The organism is Bacillus sp. PK3_68 (genome assembly GCF_003600835.1).
In the GTDB taxonomy this organism is placed as follows: domain Bacteria; phylum Bacillota; class Bacilli; order Bacillales; family Domibacillaceae; genus Pseudobacillus.
The window spans coordinates 3,144,822-3,163,257 of the sequence record NZ_NQYC01000001.1 but is presented as its reverse complement, the minus strand read 5'-3'; the positions used below and the strand labels follow the sequence as shown (position 1 = coordinate 3,163,257).

The following is an 18,436-nucleotide window of genomic DNA, read 5'->3' as shown; positions in this document are numbered from 1 at the left end:
TTCTTTATTTGAACAGGGCCTTCCACAGCCCTGTTATTAACTAGTTACAGCCGTTTTTTTTGCCAGATTGGCTACATGTTTGTCAATCGCACCAATAACCGTATCAATCTGCTCATACGTAATAACAGCAGGCGGCTCAATGCGGATCACCGTAGCATTATTCAATGTCCCTCCTACGAGGATTTGATCGTTAAATAATCGTTTGGCCAGCTCAAAGCCAATCTCATTCGTGGCGAACTCCATGCCAATTAACAATCCCTTTCCGCGCACGGCGACCATGACTTCCGGATAACTCTTTTGGATTTCAGCTAACTTCTCCACAATATAATCGCCTTTTTCTTTCGCTTGCTCGACGATATTTTCTTCTAGTATCGTTTTGATTCCCGCAATGGCTCCTGCACAACAGAGCGGGTTTCCGCCAAATGTGGAGGAACCGAGCAAGAAAGGATTTTCCTCCATCTTTTTCCATAAATGAGGGCGGGCAACCATAGCAGTGATCGGCATGACTCCGCCGCCGAACGCTTTGCCGAGTGTCATGATATCCGGAACCACATTCCAATGATCTATACCAAACAAAGTTCCTGTTCTGCCCATGCCAGTTTGTATCTCATCAACGATCAGGACACAGTTATGCTCGTCGCAAATTTCTCTTAATCTTGGAAAATAATCAGCGGATGGAATGTTAATGCCGCCTTCTCCCTGGATCGGCTCAACAATAATCCCCGCCACTTTCTCTCCAGTCGCTTCAAGCTGGTTAATCATGTTCTCCATAGCATCGACATCGCCGAACGGCACGTGGTGGAATCCAGGGACGAGCGGTAAATATGGCTCTCTGAATACTGCCTTTCCTGACGAAGATAGAGCCCCAAATGTTTTGCCGTGGAACCCATTTACAGTGGAAATAAAATGAGTTTTTCCTGTGGCGAGCCGCGCCAGTTTAAGTGCCATTTCATTAGCCTCGGCGCCTGAATTCGTGAAGTAAGTATACTGCATATCCCCAGGTGTAATAGCAGCTACAAGCTTAGATAAATATCCGCGCAGCGGATCAACTAACTCCTGGCTGTGCAAAGCATACCGCTTTAATTGCGCTTCTACTGCTTTTACCACTTTCGGATGACGATGCCCCAGCAAGTAAACGCCATAACCGCCAAGACAGTCGATAAACTCCCGATTCTTCGTGTCACGGAAAATAGCTTTCTCATCTTCCCACTCTACAAATGAAAAGTCGGTAGAAGCCGATTTACGGTGATCAAGAATTGCCTTATTTACAAAGTTAGTAAAGTTATAAATCGAATCTTCAATAATTTGATCTTTCTGCTTCTCACTAAGTGAATCGCTTTCAATTAACTCCAATATCTCAGTCGCTATTTGGAGTGCTTCTTCATTAGATTTCCTCATATTTTTCTTCCTCTCCTTTTATGTGTATAGCTACATTTCTATATAATGCAACTGCTATGCCAACTTCTAAAACAAGTGAAATCAGCATCAAACAGATGTGTCTTTCTCATTTATGAGAAGAGAAATACCCACCTTAAAAAATATTCTGAATATTCGTAGGCTTTTCTTTACCTTTTGCTTTTTTCTCATTTATGAGAAGTTATTATCAAAATTGATAAATTATTTATCAAGCTTACACTAACAATAAAAGCTGTCCGGAAAACCAGCTATTTACTGGCTTTCAGACAGCTATGTTAAAAAGCTTACTCAGAAAATGAATTAGAAAAATTTATCTAAAAGCTGATAATAATATTTCATGACACTAACGATCTTGGCGTGCTGACGGTAAAAAGGAATAGGGGTTAAGGTTGTTTTCTCTAGTGGGTTTTTCCCTTCTTCCAGTTGAAGGACGTTCGCTGCGAGTAGTTTCCCCATCAGCGTTGACATGGCTGCTCCATGGCCTGCATATCCAAAAGCAAAATGAGTCCCATCTTCAAGCTGCCCCATGTACGGGATTTTCTCTCTTGTAAAGCCTACCTTCCCGCTCCATTCATATTCAATACGGGCGGTTTCCAAGTCAGGAAATACCCGGTTCATCCCTTCACGAAGTTGGAAGAATAAGCGTCCAGCATCACGCCGGCTCGTTGTTCTCCCCGACCCGCCAAAGGCAAGACGATGATCAGCTGTTTTTCTAAAGTAATACAGCAAATTTTTCGTGTCGTAGACCCCTCGGTTTTTCTTGATTAATCCTTTTAATGTATCAGGTGGCAGCGGCTCCGTTGCAATCATAATACTTTCAATAGGAATAACAGATCTGCCAATGGCTTCATGGAGGCTTCCTGAGTAAGCATTCGTAACGATCACGATCTGATCCGCTGTGATTTTGCCTTCATTTGTTGTCACGGTTACTTTTCCATTCGGGATTCTGTCAATTTTAAGGGCCTCTGTTTTTTCATAAATTGTCCCTCCCAGCTCTTCCACCCGATTCGCCAGCGCCAGTGCATAGTTAAGCGGATGAAAAATAGCGCTGTTTCTATCAATGCATCCCCCAGCATAAAGCGGAGTATTCAACTCCTGCTGCATCTCCGCTTTTTCGACCACTTGCACTTCATAGCTAAAATCCTTCATCAATCTCTCCTGTTCACGCTTCAGTGTTTCTAAATGTGCTGGTTTATAAGCTGCATGCAGATGCCCCTCACGATAAAAGTGACATTTAATGTTATTTTCCTGAATAATCTCTTCAATAAGATCAATGGAATCCAACGTTAATTGCAGCATTTGCTTTGCTGCTGACAGCCCGTATTTTTTGGTAAGCTGGCTTATAGACAGCACATACCCGGTCAAGATCTGGCCCCCATTTCTTCCACTTGCCCCGCTGCCGACCTTTTCTTTCTCAAGGATAACTGTTTGGCAGTTATTTTTTTGTAAATGATACGCTGTTGATAAACCAGAAAAGCCCCCGCCGATAATCACTACCTCACACGTTCTGTCTCCCTGTAAATTCCCCCTATGTGTTCTCTCTCTTTCCGTCGCTTCCCATAATGATATTTGCTTCACACTTTCTCCGCCCTCCTTCCGCTAGCTCTTCTAGCTACATTTCCACGTATGGACCTTGCGAAGGTTTTCCAACGCAAACAAGCATTTTCTTCTCTGAGAGATTCATAATGATAGAAAAGATAGTTTCCATTCTTCTATGAGGAGGTAGCTTGTCGTTGATAAAATGATTGATTGAATCGGGAAAGTTATATTGATCTGAAAGCCATTGTTTAAAACTGGCTTCCCCCGCTTTTTTATTTTGAGCCGCCTGTCCCCTGATTAACTGTCTTGCCCGGTTCATTCTGACCAGTGAGTCTGTTTCAATGTATTCATTTTTATCTGCTATATGAGATTTAATAAATGAGGAACAAATATGGTTCGTATGAACAACATAGCCATCCACGCTTTCTTCAATATCAATGCCGGCTGGGCTCACTTCTACATTCATAACTATGCCGTTTTGATTTTCTGCTGAACCGATTAAAAAATTAGCAGCGGATGCCATGAGACCTTCATCTATTCTCAAAATAGCTTCTGAATAGGTAAAAGAATTTAATACACTTCTTAGCCCTAAATGTATAGGTATACGATTAGACTTCTTGTCTGTTAGCAAGGCATTTAAACAAACACCCAGCCCAGCGGAATTGCAACCGATCTTTCCAATGATCCCTCCCTCTGTCATCATTTTTATATTTGGCTTTCCTGTCTGCTCAATTTCTACATACAGAAGGCTCTCTGACTGTGCTGATTTCCAATCCCAATTCTGTCCAATGATGACACCCGAAGACATAGGGGGCATGACACCAATTGCTGTGCATCCATCAGAAAATTGGCTGTATTTACCGGATAAAGCTATTTCACTTCGTGTATTTAATGCCAAAATATCCTCAAAATCAACGCCAGCTCCAGCAGCGACTCCTTCCATTTCTTTAATTAAATCATCATCATACTTAGAAATGGCTTCCGCGTGCTTCAAAGCCATCTCCCTCGCTTCATTCCAACGAATTTGACTATAATCATAAAAGAGAGTTTCATAAGTTTCCAAACTTTTCAGCACTTCTCTTTTCCCTTCTGAACCGTGCCCTTTTCCTATTTCTTTATAGGAACCTTTTAAGCGCAATTTTTTTATCATCCCATCACCATTTATTAAATATTCTGATTATTTTCCTCACTTTAGAACAAAGTTTATTAACGAAAAGATAAAGCTCTATACTCGGATAAATTATGGAGTAATTTTGTCTATGTTTCTTACAAGTTCTTCTTTCGCGAGTTCTTCTCTAATCGGAATCCGATCTATCTTAATGTTTAGATAGGCGTATACAATAGCGATCAGTGGACTGATCCAGGCAAGAAAAGCATATGGCGCATACTCAAAAGCGCTAACTCCGAGAACACCGAGCATAAAGACGCCGCATGTCGTCCAAGGAATTAATGGTGAACTCATCGTTCCTGCATCTTCTAATGTTCGTGCTAAGACTTTAGGATGAAGTCCTCTTTTTTGTATTCCGCTAAGTACATACGACCTGGTATGATGATCGACATGTATTGTTCACATCCGACTGCATTGGCTGAAAAGCATGTGACAACTGTAGTGGCAATTAAGCTGCCCGTTCTCTTTACTTTCCTTACTAATACTTCCACAATTGTTTCAAGAATTTGCGCTTTTTCAAGCACTCCCCCAAAGCTCATGGCAATCAAAACTAAGGCAATCATGCTCATCATATTTTCAATTCCGCCCTGATTCAACAATTCATCTGTAATCGTATTTCCCGTGTCCGCTGTAAATCCAGTGTGCATGGCAGCAATAACATCCTGCATACCTGCTCCCTGTACAAACAAAGCACATAAAGCGCCAACAATGGACCCAATGGTCAGTCCCGGTATGGCAGGGATTTTTAAAACTAATATGACGATAATAAGGAGAGGCGGGATAAGCAAAAATGGAGAAATAACAAACTGGTCTGTAAGGATGTTTTGAATCAATTCTACATCATTCACACGGGAACCCTCGCCAAAATATTTGATGCCAAGAATGCCGTATAGAATGAGAGCGATGATTAATGCCGGCCCTGTCGTATAAATCATATTCCGTATATGTTCAAACAGACCAATTCCCACAACAGCTGGCGCTAAATTAGTCGTTTCCGATAAAGGAGACATTTTATCCCCAAAGTAAACGCCCGAGACAATGGCACCCGCTACCATTGGCAAAGGGATACCTAAGCCTTGTCCGATTCCCATCAATGCAATGCCAACTGTTCCTGCCGCTGACCATGCATTACCGGCTGCCATGCTCACAATACAACAAATGACACAAGCAGCAAGCAAATAATAGGCGGGAGAAATAATTTCTAATCCATAATAAATCATCGTTGGAACGATGCCCCCGCCAGCCATGTACCCATGAGCGAGCCGATGATCATTAAAATTAATATGGCCTGAAGTGACAACATAATGGTCTTAAAAATACTTTTCTCAATATCTGACCAGCTATGGCCTAATTTTACAGCAATCACCGCAGCGACAATTGTACTAAGAAACAGTGGAATATGTGGATCAGCTTCAAATTTAATGACTGAAATGGATAAAGAAACAATCATAAATAAAACTGGTACTAAAGCTAGCCATATAGATGGCTTTTTTACTTCTCTCCTGGCTTTTTCCTTCATATTTTGACTCCTCTCTCCCCTTATTTTCTCCATCTGCTGTTTTACCAGATCGGCATTTTTCCTCAAAAATAAAACGCTTACAAAATTAATGCAAATTGCATACCAAAAAAACACAGCGCCTCTCTTTAAAAACTTTGCCGATTATTTCTCATTTTTAAGAAGAGAAAACAACCAGCCAACCTATTAGTAGATACTTTTGGTTGTTTTATAGGCTGTTACTAGCAAGAAGCTGCATTTCGCAATTTTTATAATCATTTCTTAATAATGAGAACTCAAGAAGCGATCATGCTCATTCGCTAGCTAATTTCTTTATAACGTATACTCACCGGCAGATTGCTGCAATTTCTTTTTACTCTTATTCTTCTTTACTCCTTATCTACACATCAAAAGAAAGAATGTATCATGCTTTATAAATGAAGAATCCGCGCCTCTTAACCTCCTCTTTCAAACTCCCAGCGCTATATTTTAGGTTTTGTTTCTACCTACATGGTTAGATAGGAAAGCTGCAATTAAAATTTCATCGTCACTCTAAGTGTGTTTTAGCCAGACTTTGTCTATACTCACATTAAGATGAGTTTGTATTTGGATTCACTCTTTGACTGCTCAAGTCACCATCACAGGCCTTTTTCTTTTCCTATGCTAAAATAAAAGATATTCAATTTATGAAAGGCTGATTTAAAATGAATAAATTTGATTCCATAAAACTAACTACTTTGTCTTCAAAAGGCGGCTGTGGATGTAAAATAGGCCCTGCCGACTTGGCTCAGGTTTTGCATACACTGCCGCCTGCTGTATCTGATCCCAATTTGCTTGTTGGACTTGATACGAGCGATGATGCAGGAGTATATCGCTTAAATGATACGACAGCTATCGTTCAGACTGTCGATTTTTTCACACCGATCGTTGACAGGCCCTATGACTTCGGACAAGTGGCGGCTGCCAATGCCATCAGCGACGTGTACGCAATGGGAGGAACACCCATAACAGCATTGAATATCGTTGCCTTTCCTATCGCTACACTAGATAAAGGCATCCTTACTGAAATTTTGCGCGGAGCGGGTGATAAACTACAAGAAGCGGGTGTTACATTGGTAGGCGGTCACTCTATTGATGACAAGGAGCCTAAATTCGGCCTTGCCGTTACAGGAGTCGTTCACCCAGAGAAGGTAAGAACCAATGCTGGAGCAAAGCCAGGAGATCGGCTCATCTTAACAAAACCGATCGGCGTCGGCATCCTAACGACCTCTCTAAAGAAAGATTTATTATCTGAAGAAGAAATCGCACGCGTAACCAAAGTAATGGCTACTCTTAATAAAACAGCCGCTGAAGTAATGGCAGACTATGACGTTCACGCTGCTACTGATGTCACTGGCTTCGGCCTTTTAGGGCATGCTTCGGAAATGGCAAAAGGAAGCGATGTCGGACTGCGAATTTATTCTGATCAAGTTCCTGTACTTCCAAGAGTGAAAGAACTGGCTGAAGCAGGTTCTGTGCCAGGTGGAACAAAAAATAACTTCGAACATGTAAAAGAGATCGTTACTTATCCTGAGTCGCTTGATCAAGTGGATCGTTGGATTTTATGTGATGCTGTAACGTCTGGCGGGCTGTTAATTTCAGTAGCGGGCCATGAAGCGGAGCAGCTTGCTAAGGAGCTTCAAGAGCGAGGCGTAGAGGCGAAAATTATTGGAGAAGTAACGGAAGAAAATAAAGGCCGTATTGTTGTACAACCGCTTAATTAACTATAGAAGGTGAACTAGATGTTTCAAGATATCTCGCTGCCTGATTTATTGGCCTCACAGGAAAAAGAGACACATACACTGGTTGATGTTCGTTCTCCAAAAGAATTTAATGAAGCCACCATCCCGGGCAGCATCAACATTCCTATTTTTAACGATGAGGAACGCGCAGAAGTTGGAACCATATATAAACAGCAAGGGGTGGAAGCAGCAAAAGAAAGAGGACTGCAAATTTTTTCACAAAAGCTCCCCGCATTTATTGCTGAATTTAAACAAATTGAAACGCCTATGACTGTATTTTGCTGGCGCGGAGGAATGCGCAGCAAAACGGCCGCCACTGTTCTTGAATTAATGGGCATCCGTGCTAACCGTTTGATGGGAGGTATCCGCACCTATCGTCAATGGGTCGTCCAGGAACTAGAAAACCAGCAATTCAAACCGAAGCTATTCGTGCTAAATGGATACACTGGCTCGGGGAAAACTGCTATCTTGCAACGGTTATCGAAACATGGTTATCCTGTCATTGATCTTGAAAAAATGGCCGGTCATCGCGGGTCAATTTTTGGACAAATCGGCCTTGAGCCAAGCAACCAGAAAAAATTCGACTCCCTTCTTATCAGTGAAATCCGGCGTTATCAGGATGAACCCTTTGTTTTCATTGAAGGAGAAAGCAAACGAATTGGAAAAGTATATTTGCCTCCTTTTTTGAATGAGAAAAAAGAAAACAGCCTTCAGCTGTTTCTTCATCTGCCTGTCGAAGAAAGAGTGCGAAATATTTTAGAAGATTATCAGCCCTGGGAATATCCACATCATTTCGAGGAAGCCTTTCAACTAATTAAAAAGCGCATTCACACACCTATCGCCAAGCAGATTGAAGAAGCGCTAGAAAGCCATGATTTTGCTTTGGCTATTAAACTTTTGCTTGAATATTATTATGATCCTAAATATGAATATTCAACTAAGCATTACCCTGATAAGCAAAGGATTACTATTGAAGCTGCAACTACAGATGACGCTTTTCAAAAAATCCTGCAAATGGTTAAAGTATCAAATCAGCATAGCAACTAAATCCTTATCTATCAAAAGCAGCTTTTATAAAAGCTGCTTTTTGTGTTTCTTCGTTCAAATGACACCCATCCTCCTAAAACCGAAGAACTATTATCAATCTCATTTATAGATCTATTTACCCATCATCTCATTATTTACACAGTTCTTTTATGCACTCAAGGTTAAATTATTCAAAAATTCATAAAAATTATCTTTTTCTAATATACATGTTCACTATCCATTCAACGGATTTATCGTTTATTTAAACAAATTAAGCCTATGAGCTAATAAATACCACTAATTGGCGCGAAAATTGCAAATGTTTAAAGCGAAGAAATTTTGAAAGCAGCTATCAAAAGGAGGGACTAATGTATGATGAAACGCCCACCTTGAAGCCTCTCTGTAGTTCTGAGTATCCAATAAATGAAAGCGTTTCAAGTTGTTGAATGACACCTTGAGAACAAAAGGGAGAGTTGATATATGTCAGGAAATCATACACTTAAACGTTCACTTGGACTTTGGGCGATTGTTGGTCTCGGGCTCGGTTATATGACTCCAACGGTTGTCTTCGATACGTTCGGCATCGTATCGAAAGAAACAAATGGAGTGGTTCCACTTGCCTACATTGCGGCCCTAGTAGTTATGTTATTTACGGCTATTAGTTACGGAAAAATGGTCCAAGTATTTCCAAGCGCAGGGTCTGCTTATACGTACACAAGAGAAACAATGAACCCTCACCTCGGCTTTTTAGTCGGCTGGTCGTCATTATTGGATTATTTGCTGCTTCCCATGATCAATGCACTAATTATCCGTCTTTATATGGAATCTGTTTTTCCGGATGTTCCTTCATGGATTTGGGTTGTCGGTTACGTAATTATCATCACTGCTATCAACATGTGGGGCATGGGAAAAACATCCAGTCTCAATTCTATTCTCGTTGTATTTGAGGTAGTCTTAATCGCGGCATTTCTATTCCTTGCATTTAAACAATTATCTAACGGTATGGGGCAAGGAACTATTTTCACAACCGAACCATTGTTTCATTCCAATATACATTTAACTGCTATTTTGACAGGGGCCACAGTCGTTTGTTTTTCATTTATCGGTTTTGATGCGGTGACGATGTATACAGAAGAGGCCGTTGACCAGAAGATCATGCCTAAAGCGATTATGCTGACAGTTCTGATTGGCGGAGGAATCTTTTTTGTTTGTAGTTATTTTGCACAGGCTCTTTTCCCGGATTTGTCTGGCTTTAAAGTAACAGACGATACCTTGCCGGAAATCGGATTATTTGTCGGTGGATCTATCTTTAAGCTCTTTTTCTTATCAGGAGCTTTTGCTGCTACTGTCGCTTCCGGACTCGCATCTCATGCCAGTGTTTCCCGCCTTTTATACGTAATGGGCCGGAATGGCGTACTGCCGCGCAGACTGTTCGGCTACGTTCACCCCAAATTTCGAACACCTGCCTTTAATGTCATATTAGTCGGAGCCGTTTCATTGCTCGCCATCGCGCCAAGTCTAGAATTAATCTCAGCGGTCATCAATTTCGGTGCACTAATCGCCTTCACATTTGTGAATTTGTCTGTTATTGCTTACTTTGTGTTCCGGAAAAAAAGATATAAAACATCAAAGGATATTTTTTCTTTCCTAATTATGCCTCTTATCGGAGCTGGCTTAACAGGGATTTTATGGTATCATTTGCACATCGATGCCCTTGTAGCTGGACTTGTTTGGGTAGCCATCGGCATCGTTTATATGCTAGCTCTGGCAAAGTTCTCTAAAAATAAACTATCCGATCTAAATATGGAAGAAGAGAAGGACTCATCCGCTTCACTGTAAAATAAAAGTGAATACAACAAGAAAAGCCGCAGGATAGAAGTCCACCTTTCCTGCGGCTGCTTACTTTCTATCGCCCTTCTTGAGCTGTCTGTTCTTGGGCGATCTGCGGGGAACGGGCACGCTTGAAAGACACTGCTGTTGCTGACACGATCATTGTCACAAAAATCATTAATAGCAATTGTCCCATATTTCCACTTATATTTCCTGAATCCCCGCCAAAGACAATCGTGTAATAGCCATCGGCTGCATAAGTCGCCGGAAGAAATCCTCCAAGGCTACTATACCCATTGGCCAGTACCGCCTTTGGCACAATGACGCCAGAAGTGACTAATTGGAGAGATAACGCCAAAATATTAAATACCATTCCCCCGTTGCCGAACAAGAATACAAACATTTGGGCAAAAGATAGAAAAGCCCAAAATACTAAAGCTTGGAAAAGGTAGATGGCTATGAGTGAATGTTCACCACCAATCTTAAAAATAACCATTAACCCTACTGTTAGAATAACTAGCAAGAAGGATACAGCAATGTTCATGATCTGCCTTGAGAAAAAAAGTTCCCACTTCCCGAAAGAGCTCTTTAACTTTTGTGCTGCATTTTGCAGCTGCATCGTCAGCACCATCGCGCCTACAAATGATGAAAGCACAATCATCATCGGTACCATTGTAGCAGCGAATCCTTTTGCTTTATTTGTTTTTACAATAGAGCTTTTGACAGGCTCATCCTTTACTTGTTTAAGCAGCTCTGTAACCGACTGGCTAACAGCTTCAGCTGACTTTCCAGCAGGCATCATATGAGTAATCTGCTGTTGAAAAGCTCCAGATAACTCGCTCTTTTGGACTAAAAATAAGCTGTTATTCACCTGGCTGGTTACCTGACTAGCTGTGCTTTCCATCATAGACTTCGCCATACTTGCATTTGCTTGATTAATCCAATAAACGACATTTCCAGTGCTTCCAGATTGAATATCTTCACTAAGTGTCTTAGGTATTTGAATAATCATATCAATATGACGCTTATTCATATCCACTCTTGCCTTCGCCAGTGATTCATACTTTTCTAGTTTAAACGGCAGAGCCCTCGCTAAGTTTTGTTCGACGGTTCTTCCAACTCTTGTGTCTTCATTGACAATCCCGATCTGTAAGTTTTCAATCCGTTCATCTACTCCATCATAAGCAGTCATCCACACACAGAAAAAGATAATCTGAAAAGCTGCTGCTGCTAAAATACCAACAAAGGTTTCCGGTTGCCGAAAAAAATATTTAAGTGCATTCATTTTTATCCCCCTGTAAGCAAGTACATACTTGCATATTATTTAAAATTTTTTCTAGGGGGTGATCCCCCTAGAAAAAATATGTACACTGTTTTTTAAATAGTTTTCGATGGATAAAGACGATACTTTTGAGCCAAGCCTTGCCTTTGATAAAAAGAAGCCGAAATTCATATAGATGAACTGTAGAGCCGCTGATTCAATATCTGGACAGTCCACCTTCCCTTTTTCCTCCATTGCTTGAAAATAATCCATCATAACTTTCTTTAATTCTAATGGAATATTGGCGATCTCTTCATCTACTTCCGGAAAAAGCCCCGCTTCCTTAAACCCTATCAATACAAAGTCTTGAATGGAAACTAAATAATCCATATAAGCTTTTGACAGTAAATATAGATCCTCTTCCAACTCCCAGACGACTTTTTCGCGGATCGCTTTAGATAAAAGCGGCACATAAGAAAACCTTTGGACAGCAGATTCTAATATACTCTTCTTGCTGCCAAAGTGACGGAAGATGGTCACTTCATTCACACCGGCTTTTTCAGCGATGGCTTTTGTCGTCGTTGCTTTGTAGCCCTTTTCTCGCACAAGCTCAATGGTTGCATTAATAATTTTATCTGCGGTTTCCTGAGTTGCCATGACATTCACTTCCTCCAAAATGCAAGTATCCACTTGCAATACCTATTATAGCTATCTTTTTATAAATGTCAATATTCGTATCCAGTCTCTTCTTTCTTTCTTCAAATGCGGCTTCTCCGTGACCAAATAACAACTGGGATAAGCAAGAAAGAAAGAAGACCGCCGGTTATCGAAAGAGTGGCATAGCTTGAATGAGCAGCAATCACTCCTGAAAGTCCTCCACCTGCTGCTCCTGATAAAGCGATTAACACATCAACCGTCCCTTGTGTCTTCGCCCGTGTAGACGGGTGAGTAGCATCAACAATAAGCGCTGTCCCGCTAATCAGCCCAAAATTCCAACCAAGCCCCAGCAAAGCAAGTGCAGTAATCAACAGAAACATTGAATTAGCAGGTGCTAGAGCTGCCAATCCTCCAGCTGCAAGCAGAGTAATGCCAGAAGCAATCGCCATAGCCATGCGTCCAACCTTATCAACAAGAAGACCGGTCACAAGAGAGGGAAGGTACATGGCACCAACATGAATACCAATCACAAGCCCCACCTCATTTAATCCATGTCCGTGGTGACGCATATGGACTGGCGTCATGGTCATAATTGCCACCATCACTATTTGCGTTAAGACCATGACTGTTGCCCCCACAATAACTCCTCGACTATTGGCAGCAGGTACAGCGGCCTTTTTAGCCGAAATATCAGGTTCATTCATTATGCGCCTTTCTTCAATAGCTCTTGCCACAACAAAAGGATCGGGGCGCAGCAAGAAAAGAAGCACCAAACCGGCAAGAATGTAGGCTGCCGCCGCCAGAATAAATGGTCCAGATAATGCAGGAACACCAATAGATGTAGCAAATCGCCCTGTAACACCAACCAGATTTGGGCCTGCCACCGCACCGAGTGTCGTAGACACCATTGCCATACTCACCGCTGTTGCCCGCTGTGTAGAACTGGCTAAATCCGTACCGGCATAGCGCGCTTGCAAGTTTGTGGCAGTCCCGGCTCCATAGACGAACAACGAAATAAAAAGCAGGATAACATTGCTTGTTACCGCCGATATAACGACTCCAATGGCACCAATGCCGCCCGCTAAGAATCCTGCTCCAAGCCCTAAACGGCGTCCAAATCGCTGAGAAAGCCGGCCTACAAACAGAGCGGCACCAGCAGAGCCAAGAGTAAACAACGCTGTCGGCACTCCGGCAAAACTATCTGTTCCTAACATACTTTGGGCGAGAAGAGCGCCAACAGTGATTCCCGCTGCAAGCCCTGCCCCGCCAAAAATTTGTGAAAGAATGACAATCATTAACGTCCGCCGGTAGAGCTGGTGCTGCTTCTCGGGTAAATCAATATAGCTGTCCCATCGACCCTCCTGATTAACTCTAGTAACCGCCCCCTCAGTTTTATGCTCCATTCCCTCGCCCTCTTTTCTTTGTTTAAGTTTTTCTGTCTGCCTTATCCCCCTGAACAATTGACAGGATATCTATTAAAAAGAGCCGTCATCAATAATTTTAGAAAAAAATTAAACAATTATCGTTGCGACTCGCCTTTCTCATTCATTTAAGTTATATGTTAATTAATGATCGCATCAGGTAGTTAAGCTATCCTTGATATTTAGAGTATCAGAATCTTTAGTGGAAATCACAATTATTTGGGACACATAACTTTCACACACATATTACCAAAAATGGAAGATAAGAAGCTATACTGATTCTATATACATAAAAGAAAGCGAATTCAAATGGCAAAAAAGTATCTACAGCCACATGAAATTTAGGGGGTTTGAAATGTCTACCTATTCATTAATTGATTTAAGCAGTACAGCGTTATATATTTCTTTTCTCATCTATTTAGTTGCTATTGTGCCGTGGGGATTATCAGTAAAATCAAAAAAGAAGATTTTTTCTCAAATCGGGCTTTTACTAACAATAACTGGATTTCTCTTGCAGCTAGTATATTTTGCGAGTAGATGGTATGCTTCCGGACACGCTCCTGTAAGCAACCTTTATGAATTTATGACTTTCTTTGGAATCATGTTGGTGGGCAGTTTCTTAATCATGTATTATATATACCGCCAGAGTGTAATAGGTCTCTTTGTTCTTCCCATATCTTTGTTGGTCCTTGGTTATGCAAATGCTTTTTCAAAAGAAGTTTCTCCTCTGATTCCGGCTCTCCAAAGCAAATGGCTAACGATACATGTCATTACCGTTGCTTTTTCTAGTGCCGTTTTATCCATATCATTTATTACAGGATTAATTTTTTTATTGAAAACTGTTGATCCACACCGAAAAGGCAAGCAAACATTTTTTTTAGAATTAATTATGTATTTTTTAACAGTCGTTTTAGGATTTATCATTATTACGACGTCCTTTAATGTAACAGATTATACCAAGAGCTTGCGATTCGAGAACCAACAGCAACAAGTGGAGGTCTATCAATACCAGTTGCCCGCTATCACTGTTCCTAAAGGATCGGTTGTTATAGAGTCACCAAATAGCACAAAAGTTCTTAATCATAAAAATGGTCTCATTGAAATACCGGTTTTTATAGATGCTAAAAAATTAAACGCAATTCTTTGGTCATTTTTCACTGGGACCCTAATTTATGCACTCATCCGCTTAACAACTAAACGCAAAATCACTTCTTTGTTAAAGCCCTTTTCACAAAGAGTAAATATTGACTTGATGGATGAGGTTACCTACAGATCAGTGGTTATTGGCTTTCCTTTATTTGCTCTTGGCGGCTTGATATTCGCCATGATTTGGGCCCAAATGGCCTGGAGCCGGTTTTGGGGCTGGGATCCAAAAGAAGTATGGGCACTTATCACTTTTTTATTTTATGCTGCTTTGCTTCACCTGAGAATTGGCAAGGGATGGGAAGGTGAAAGGACGGCCTGGATGGCTATCATAGGCTTTGGAATTATTATTTTCAATCAAGTATTTGTTAATTTAATCATCTCTGGATTGCATTCTTACGCATAATGACAGCTCACCCCGGCCAAGTAATGAATTGGACGGGGTTATTTTTTATCGGCACAATCTTTTGGATAAACCATTCATTAATCAATTCCATGATCGCTTCTTTCGATGAAGGAAAGTGAAAGAAGCGCATCTCGAAAGGCAGATAAGGCTTTAGCATGTCAGAAAACAAGTCGATATCCCCTCTCTCACCTCAACCCACTTTCTGTTAAAATATACGCATATTGGAGGGAGATTTGTATGGAAGAGATTCACTTCGGTCTGTTAACTTTTTTAATGGTAGCGGGCTTTGCTGCTGCTTTTATTGATTCTGTAGTCGGAGGCGGCGGGCTCATTTCCATTCCTGCTTTACTATTTACCGGGCTTCCCCCGTCTATCGCCTTAGGAACGAACAAACTGGCCGCCACGATGGGCGCCTTAACAAGCACCATTTCTTTCTTGCGTTCAGGAAAGGTCAAGAAGCAATTGGTTCTGAAGCTACTTCCTTTGTCGATCATAGGATCTGGAATAGGTGTTTATATAGTTCAGCTTATCCCATCAGAATTTTTAAAACCACTCATCTTAATACTCTTAATTCTAGTAACGATCTATACGCTGTTCAAAAAAGATTGGGGAATGGAATCCACTTTTACAAAGCTGTCCTTTAGAATGACGCTATTTATTATTTTTGCGGCATTCATCATTGGGTTTTATGATGGGTTTCTAGGCGCGGGAACGGGTTCATTCCTTCTCTTTGCTTTTTTAATTTTAGGATTTGATTTTGTTGAAGCAGCCGGGAATGCAAAAGTATTAAACTTCGGGAGTAACTTGGCTGCACTCATTACATTTATTTTATTTGGTTCCGTTCATTTCGCTTATGGAATACCTATGGGCATAGCGATGATCATAGGAGCACTCGCAGGGTCAAGAGTAGCCATTAGAAGCGGTGCTGCCTATGTTAAAGTACTATTTATCGGGATGACGGTTATATTAATCGGCAAAAGCATTTGGGATTATCTGCACGCTCACCTGCTTTCTTAATATGGAAAGAATGAGGGACTATACACATACTTAAAGCCTTTCTGCTTAATTTGTGTCTCCTTTCATCACGCTTGTATGCTTTATAATTAAGTTACCTACGTTACTTGAAAGGATGATGGGCAATGATGGTAAGGGATTTTTTGCAGTTGCCAGTGGCAAAGGGTTTTTCGGTGGTAGCCGGCCGTAATGCATTGCGCAATGTCATTCAGACTGTCGAAATTTTAGACTTTGAATTTGCTGCAGGTATTCAGCAAGTAAGGGATACGATCTTCAACCCCCATAGCCTCGTACTCAGCAGCTTGTTATTTGCTAATCAAAATCCCGGGTGTTTGATTGACACGGTGAAAAAACTGATTGACTTAAAGGTAAGTGCCTTAGCCTATAAGCCAGTCGTTTTTAAAGATCTACCCGATGATGTTCTAGCTTTTGCAAATGAACAAAACTTCCCCATTTTGCGCTTCGGCGGAGATGAGTTTTTTGAGGACATCATTCTAGAAGTGGTGAACCATATAAAGAAAAGTGATCATGCGCTCTTTTTAGAAAATATGATGCGCTGCCTCATTGAAGAGGAGGTAGCAGCTGATCAAATACAGACCTTTCTACAGCAACTAAATAAATCATTCGACGACTATGCGTTTGCGGCGAATATTCATATGAAACAGACGGATAGCGACGAATGGATGTCTGCCTTTTCCCGCCTGGATTCTTTTTTAAAATCGGGCATTGTTTCTACATACAAACAAAGTGTGCTCGTCATTTTTACAGACAGAAACAAGCAGCTGCAATTTGAAAACATACTAAAGGAATGGATGGGGCTCTATGCGATTCCATCAGATGCATTAACAATTGGTTACAGTCAGGCTCACCTTACGCAGACCGGGCTCCACCTAGCCGTCAAAGAAGCTTACTATGCCCGTATTATTGCCGAAATTGAGAGCCGTCCTGTTTGCCATTATAAGCAGCTGGCGTCTGTTCGGCTGTTGATTGAGCTTTATCGAAAAGATGGGCAATTCGCGGACAATTATGTAAAAACGTACTTGGGAGCGCTGCTGGAGAAAGAATCAGACCGGGACTTACTAAATACGGCGATCACCTTTGTGATAAAAAAAGGGAATGTAAAAGAAGTATCTGCCGTCCATCACTGTCACCCCAACACGATTCGTTACCGTCTGGCGAAAATACGCCAATTAATAGACCCTGTTAGCAACGATCTCGTTTTTTATGAAAATTTATCTTCAGCAGTGACATTATACTTGCTGCTCCAAACGATCGAAGAAAAGACTGTAACATTGGAATCCGTCCAAAAATAAACTTAAAAATTTAGAAAAACACTTAAATCATTGTATCCCTTCTCATGATATCCTTATTTTAGTCAGGAGGAGAAGAGATGAAACAATATATAGGGGACGGAATGCTGCTAATTACAGCAGTTATTTGGGGAAGCGGATTTGTTGTCACTGCCATGGCACTCGAATATTTAAACGCTTATCAAGTAATGGCAGGAAGATTTACTTTAGCTACACTCATCCTTGCACTGCTGTTTGGATATAAATTTAAAAAATTCACTAAATCGGTCCTATGGAAAGGAGCCGTTTTAGGAACCATTTTATATATTGCCTTTGCTTTACAGACAGTCGGTTTGCAATACACTACCCCTTCTAAAAATGCCTTTTTAACAGCCGTCAATGTTGTGGTGGTACCGCTTATTGCTTATCTCATTTACAAGCGCAAGCTTGATCGATATGAGGTAGCCGGCTCAATCATGGCTCTTGTAGGGATCGGTTTTTTATCATTGCAAGGTTCCATGACGATCAATATAGGTGATACATTGTCGCTTGTGTGCGCCTTTGCCTTTGCCTTTGATATTTTTTATACGAATCTTTTTGTTCAAAAAGAGGATGCCATTTCACTGACAATGATGCAATTCATCACAGCTACGCTGATTAGCATAGTTGTTGTCTTCATTCGAGGCGACATACCAACAACCATTGAAAAAGAAGCGCTATACTCAATTGGATATTTAGCGGTTTTTTCAACAGCGATTGCCTATCTTTTTCAAAATATTGCCCATCAGTATGCCACAGCTACAAAGGCAGCCATTATCCTATCGACAGAGTCATTTTTCGGTATGCTGTTATCTGTTTTAATTTTACATGAAGTATTAACGGCACGGATGGTAATAGGAGCTGTACTAATTATGACAGCGATCTTAATTGCTGAGGTAAAACCAGCCTTCCCTAAAAAACACGTTGTAAAGAACGTGCGTTAGCGACAAA

General features: G+C 41.1%; 14 protein-coding genes and 2 pseudogenes. 7 read left to right on the top strand and 9 right to left on the bottom strand.

Annotation, left to right across the window (positions count from 1 at the left end; genetic code table 11):
* Positions 1 to 36: 36 nt before the first annotated feature.
* From CJ483_RS16080 to CJ483_RS24760, 5 genes and pseudogenes are all read right to left on the bottom strand, one after another.
* Positions 37 to 1,413: pseudogene (locus tag CJ483_RS16080) on the bottom strand (putrescine aminotransferase); the annotation flags it as partial.
* A gap of 303 nt (positions 1,414 to 1,716) precedes the next feature.
* Complete coding sequence (locus CJ483_RS16075; protein WP_120036150.1) at positions 1,717 to 2,994, bottom strand: NAD(P)/FAD-dependent oxidoreductase; 1,278 nt, start codon at positions 2,992 to 2,994, stop codon at positions 1,717 to 1,719.
* 34 nt (positions 2,995 to 3,028) lie between these two features.
* Entirely contained in the window at positions 3,029 to 4,105 is a 1,077-nt protein-coding gene (locus CJ483_RS16070; protein WP_120036149.1) for a C45 family autoproteolytic acyltransferase/hydrolase, read from the bottom strand.
* Between the two features lie 90 nt (positions 4,106 to 4,195).
* Positions 4,196 to 5,133 (bottom strand): annotated as a pseudogene (locus CJ483_RS25140) (Na+/H+ antiporter NhaC family protein).
* 206 nt (positions 5,134 to 5,339) lie between these two features.
* Positions 5,340 to 5,642 carry a Na+/H+ antiporter NhaC family protein gene (locus CJ483_RS24760; RefSeq protein ID WP_220702332.1) on the bottom strand — a complete coding sequence of 101 codons (303 nt, stop codon included), beginning with the start codon at positions 5,640 to 5,642 and terminating at the stop codon, positions 5,340 to 5,342.
* A gap of 680 nt (positions 5,643 to 6,322) precedes the next feature.
* Here CJ483_RS24760 and selD point away from each other — a divergent pair.
* The 3 genes from selD to CJ483_RS16050 all read left to right on the top strand — a co-directional run bounded on the left by selD (position 6,323) and on the right by CJ483_RS16050 (position 10,264).
* Positions 6,323 to 7,381 (top strand): selenide, water dikinase SelD, encoded by a 1,059-nt coding sequence (gene selD, locus CJ483_RS16060; protein ID WP_120036148.1) that lies wholly within the window; start codon positions 6,323 to 6,325, stop codon positions 7,379 to 7,381.
* 18 nt (positions 7,382 to 7,399) lie between these two features.
* Positions 7,400 to 8,446, top strand: a complete 1,047-nt coding sequence (gene mnmH, locus CJ483_RS16055) for a tRNA 2-selenouridine(34) synthase MnmH (protein WP_120036147.1) — start codon at positions 7,400 to 7,402, stop codon at positions 8,444 to 8,446.
* 459 nt (positions 8,447 to 8,905) lie between these two features.
* The gene (locus tag CJ483_RS16050) at positions 8,906 to 10,264 is read left to right on the top strand and encodes an APC family permease (protein ID WP_120036146.1); all 1,359 of its coding nucleotides are present in this window, start codon (positions 8,906 to 8,908) and stop codon (positions 10,262 to 10,264) included.
* A 67-nt stretch (positions 10,265 to 10,331) separates the two neighbouring features.
* Here the strand turns inward: CJ483_RS16050 and CJ483_RS16045 are convergent, their stop codons facing one another.
* The 3 genes from CJ483_RS16045 to CJ483_RS16035 form a co-directional block, all read right to left on the bottom strand.
* Positions 10,332 to 11,540, bottom strand: coding sequence for a YhgE/Pip domain-containing protein (locus tag CJ483_RS16045; RefSeq protein WP_120036145.1), 1,209 nt, complete (start codon positions 11,538 to 11,540; stop codon positions 10,332 to 10,334).
* Between the two features lie 51 nt (positions 11,541 to 11,591).
* A complete protein-coding gene (locus CJ483_RS16040) occupies positions 11,592 to 12,173 on the bottom strand; it encodes a TetR/AcrR family transcriptional regulator (protein ID WP_120036144.1) in 582 nt (193 codons plus the stop codon).
* Positions 12,174 to 12,274: 101 nt separating this feature from the next.
* A complete protein-coding gene (locus CJ483_RS16035; protein WP_120036143.1) occupies positions 12,275 to 13,576 on the bottom strand; it encodes an MFS transporter in 1,302 nt (433 codons plus the stop codon).
* 373 nt (positions 13,577 to 13,949) lie between these two features.
* On the opposite strand from CJ483_RS16035, the gene ccsB reads away from it, so the two are divergent.
* Positions 13,950 to 15,143, top strand: a complete 1,194-nt coding sequence (gene ccsB / locus CJ483_RS16030) for a c-type cytochrome biogenesis protein CcsB (RefSeq protein ID WP_120036142.1) — start codon at positions 13,950 to 13,952, stop codon at positions 15,141 to 15,143.
* Between the two features lie 7 nt (positions 15,144 to 15,150).
* On the opposite strand, the gene CJ483_RS24600 is transcribed toward ccsB, so the two are convergent.
* Positions 15,151 to 15,312, bottom strand: a complete 162-nt coding sequence (locus CJ483_RS24600) for a hypothetical protein (protein ID WP_182917082.1) — start codon at positions 15,310 to 15,312, stop codon at positions 15,151 to 15,153.
* Between the two features lie 68 nt (positions 15,313 to 15,380).
* Between CJ483_RS24600 and CJ483_RS16025 the strand changes: the two genes are divergently transcribed.
* The 3 genes from CJ483_RS16025 (at position 15,381) to CJ483_RS16015 (ending at position 18,429) form a co-directional block, all read left to right on the top strand.
* Complete coding sequence (locus tag CJ483_RS16025) at positions 15,381 to 16,160, top strand: sulfite exporter TauE/SafE family protein (protein WP_120036141.1); 780 nt, start codon at positions 15,381 to 15,383, stop codon at positions 16,158 to 16,160.
* A gap of 122 nt (positions 16,161 to 16,282) precedes the next feature.
* Positions 16,283 to 17,470 (top strand): PucR family transcriptional regulator, encoded by a 1,188-nt coding sequence (locus CJ483_RS16020; RefSeq protein WP_120036140.1) that lies wholly within the window; start codon positions 16,283 to 16,285, stop codon positions 17,468 to 17,470.
* Positions 17,471 to 17,547: 77 nt separating this feature from the next.
* Positions 17,548 to 18,429, top strand: coding sequence for a DMT family transporter (locus CJ483_RS16015; protein WP_120036139.1), 882 nt, complete (start codon positions 17,548 to 17,550; stop codon positions 18,427 to 18,429).
* Positions 18,430 to 18,436 lie beyond the last annotated feature (7 nt).

Bases quoted from the DNA above. Each gene is read 5' to 3' on its own strand.
- CJ483_RS16070 (WP_120036149.1), bottom strand. From the start codon at position 4,105: ATGATAAAAAAATTGCGCTTAAAAGGTTCCTATAAAGAAATAGGAAAA.
- CJ483_RS24760 (WP_220702332.1), bottom strand. From the start codon at position 5,642: ATGAAGGAAAAAGCCAGGAGAGAAGTAAAAAAGCCATCTATATGGCTA.
- selD (WP_120036148.1), top strand. From the start codon at position 6,323: ATGAATAAATTTGATTCCATAAAACTAACTACTTTGTCTTCAAAAGGC.
- mnmH (WP_120036147.1), top strand. From the start codon at position 7,400: ATGTTTCAAGATATCTCGCTGCCTGATTTATTGGCCTCACAGGAAAAA.
- CJ483_RS16050 (WP_120036146.1), top strand. From the start codon at position 8,906: ATGTCAGGAAATCATACACTTAAACGTTCACTTGGACTTTGGGCGATT.
- CJ483_RS16045 (WP_120036145.1), bottom strand. From the start codon at position 11,540: ATGAATGCACTTAAATATTTTTTTCGGCAACCGGAAACCTTTGTTGGT.
- CJ483_RS16040 (WP_120036144.1), bottom strand. From the start codon at position 12,173: ATGGCAACTCAGGAAACCGCAGATAAAATTATTAATGCAACCATTGAG.
- CJ483_RS16035 (WP_120036143.1), bottom strand. From the start codon at position 13,576: ATGGAGCATAAAACTGAGGGGGCGGTTACTAGAGTTAATCAGGAGGGT.
- ccsB (WP_120036142.1), top strand. From the start codon at position 13,950: ATGTCTACCTATTCATTAATTGATTTAAGCAGTACAGCGTTATATATT.
- CJ483_RS16025 (WP_120036141.1), top strand. From the start codon at position 15,381: ATGGAAGAGATTCACTTCGGTCTGTTAACTTTTTTAATGGTAGCGGGC.
- CJ483_RS16020 (WP_120036140.1), top strand. From the start codon at position 16,283: ATGATGGTAAGGGATTTTTTGCAGTTGCCAGTGGCAAAGGGTTTTTCG.
- CJ483_RS16015 (WP_120036139.1), top strand. From the start codon at position 17,548: ATGAAACAATATATAGGGGACGGAATGCTGCTAATTACAGCAGTTATT.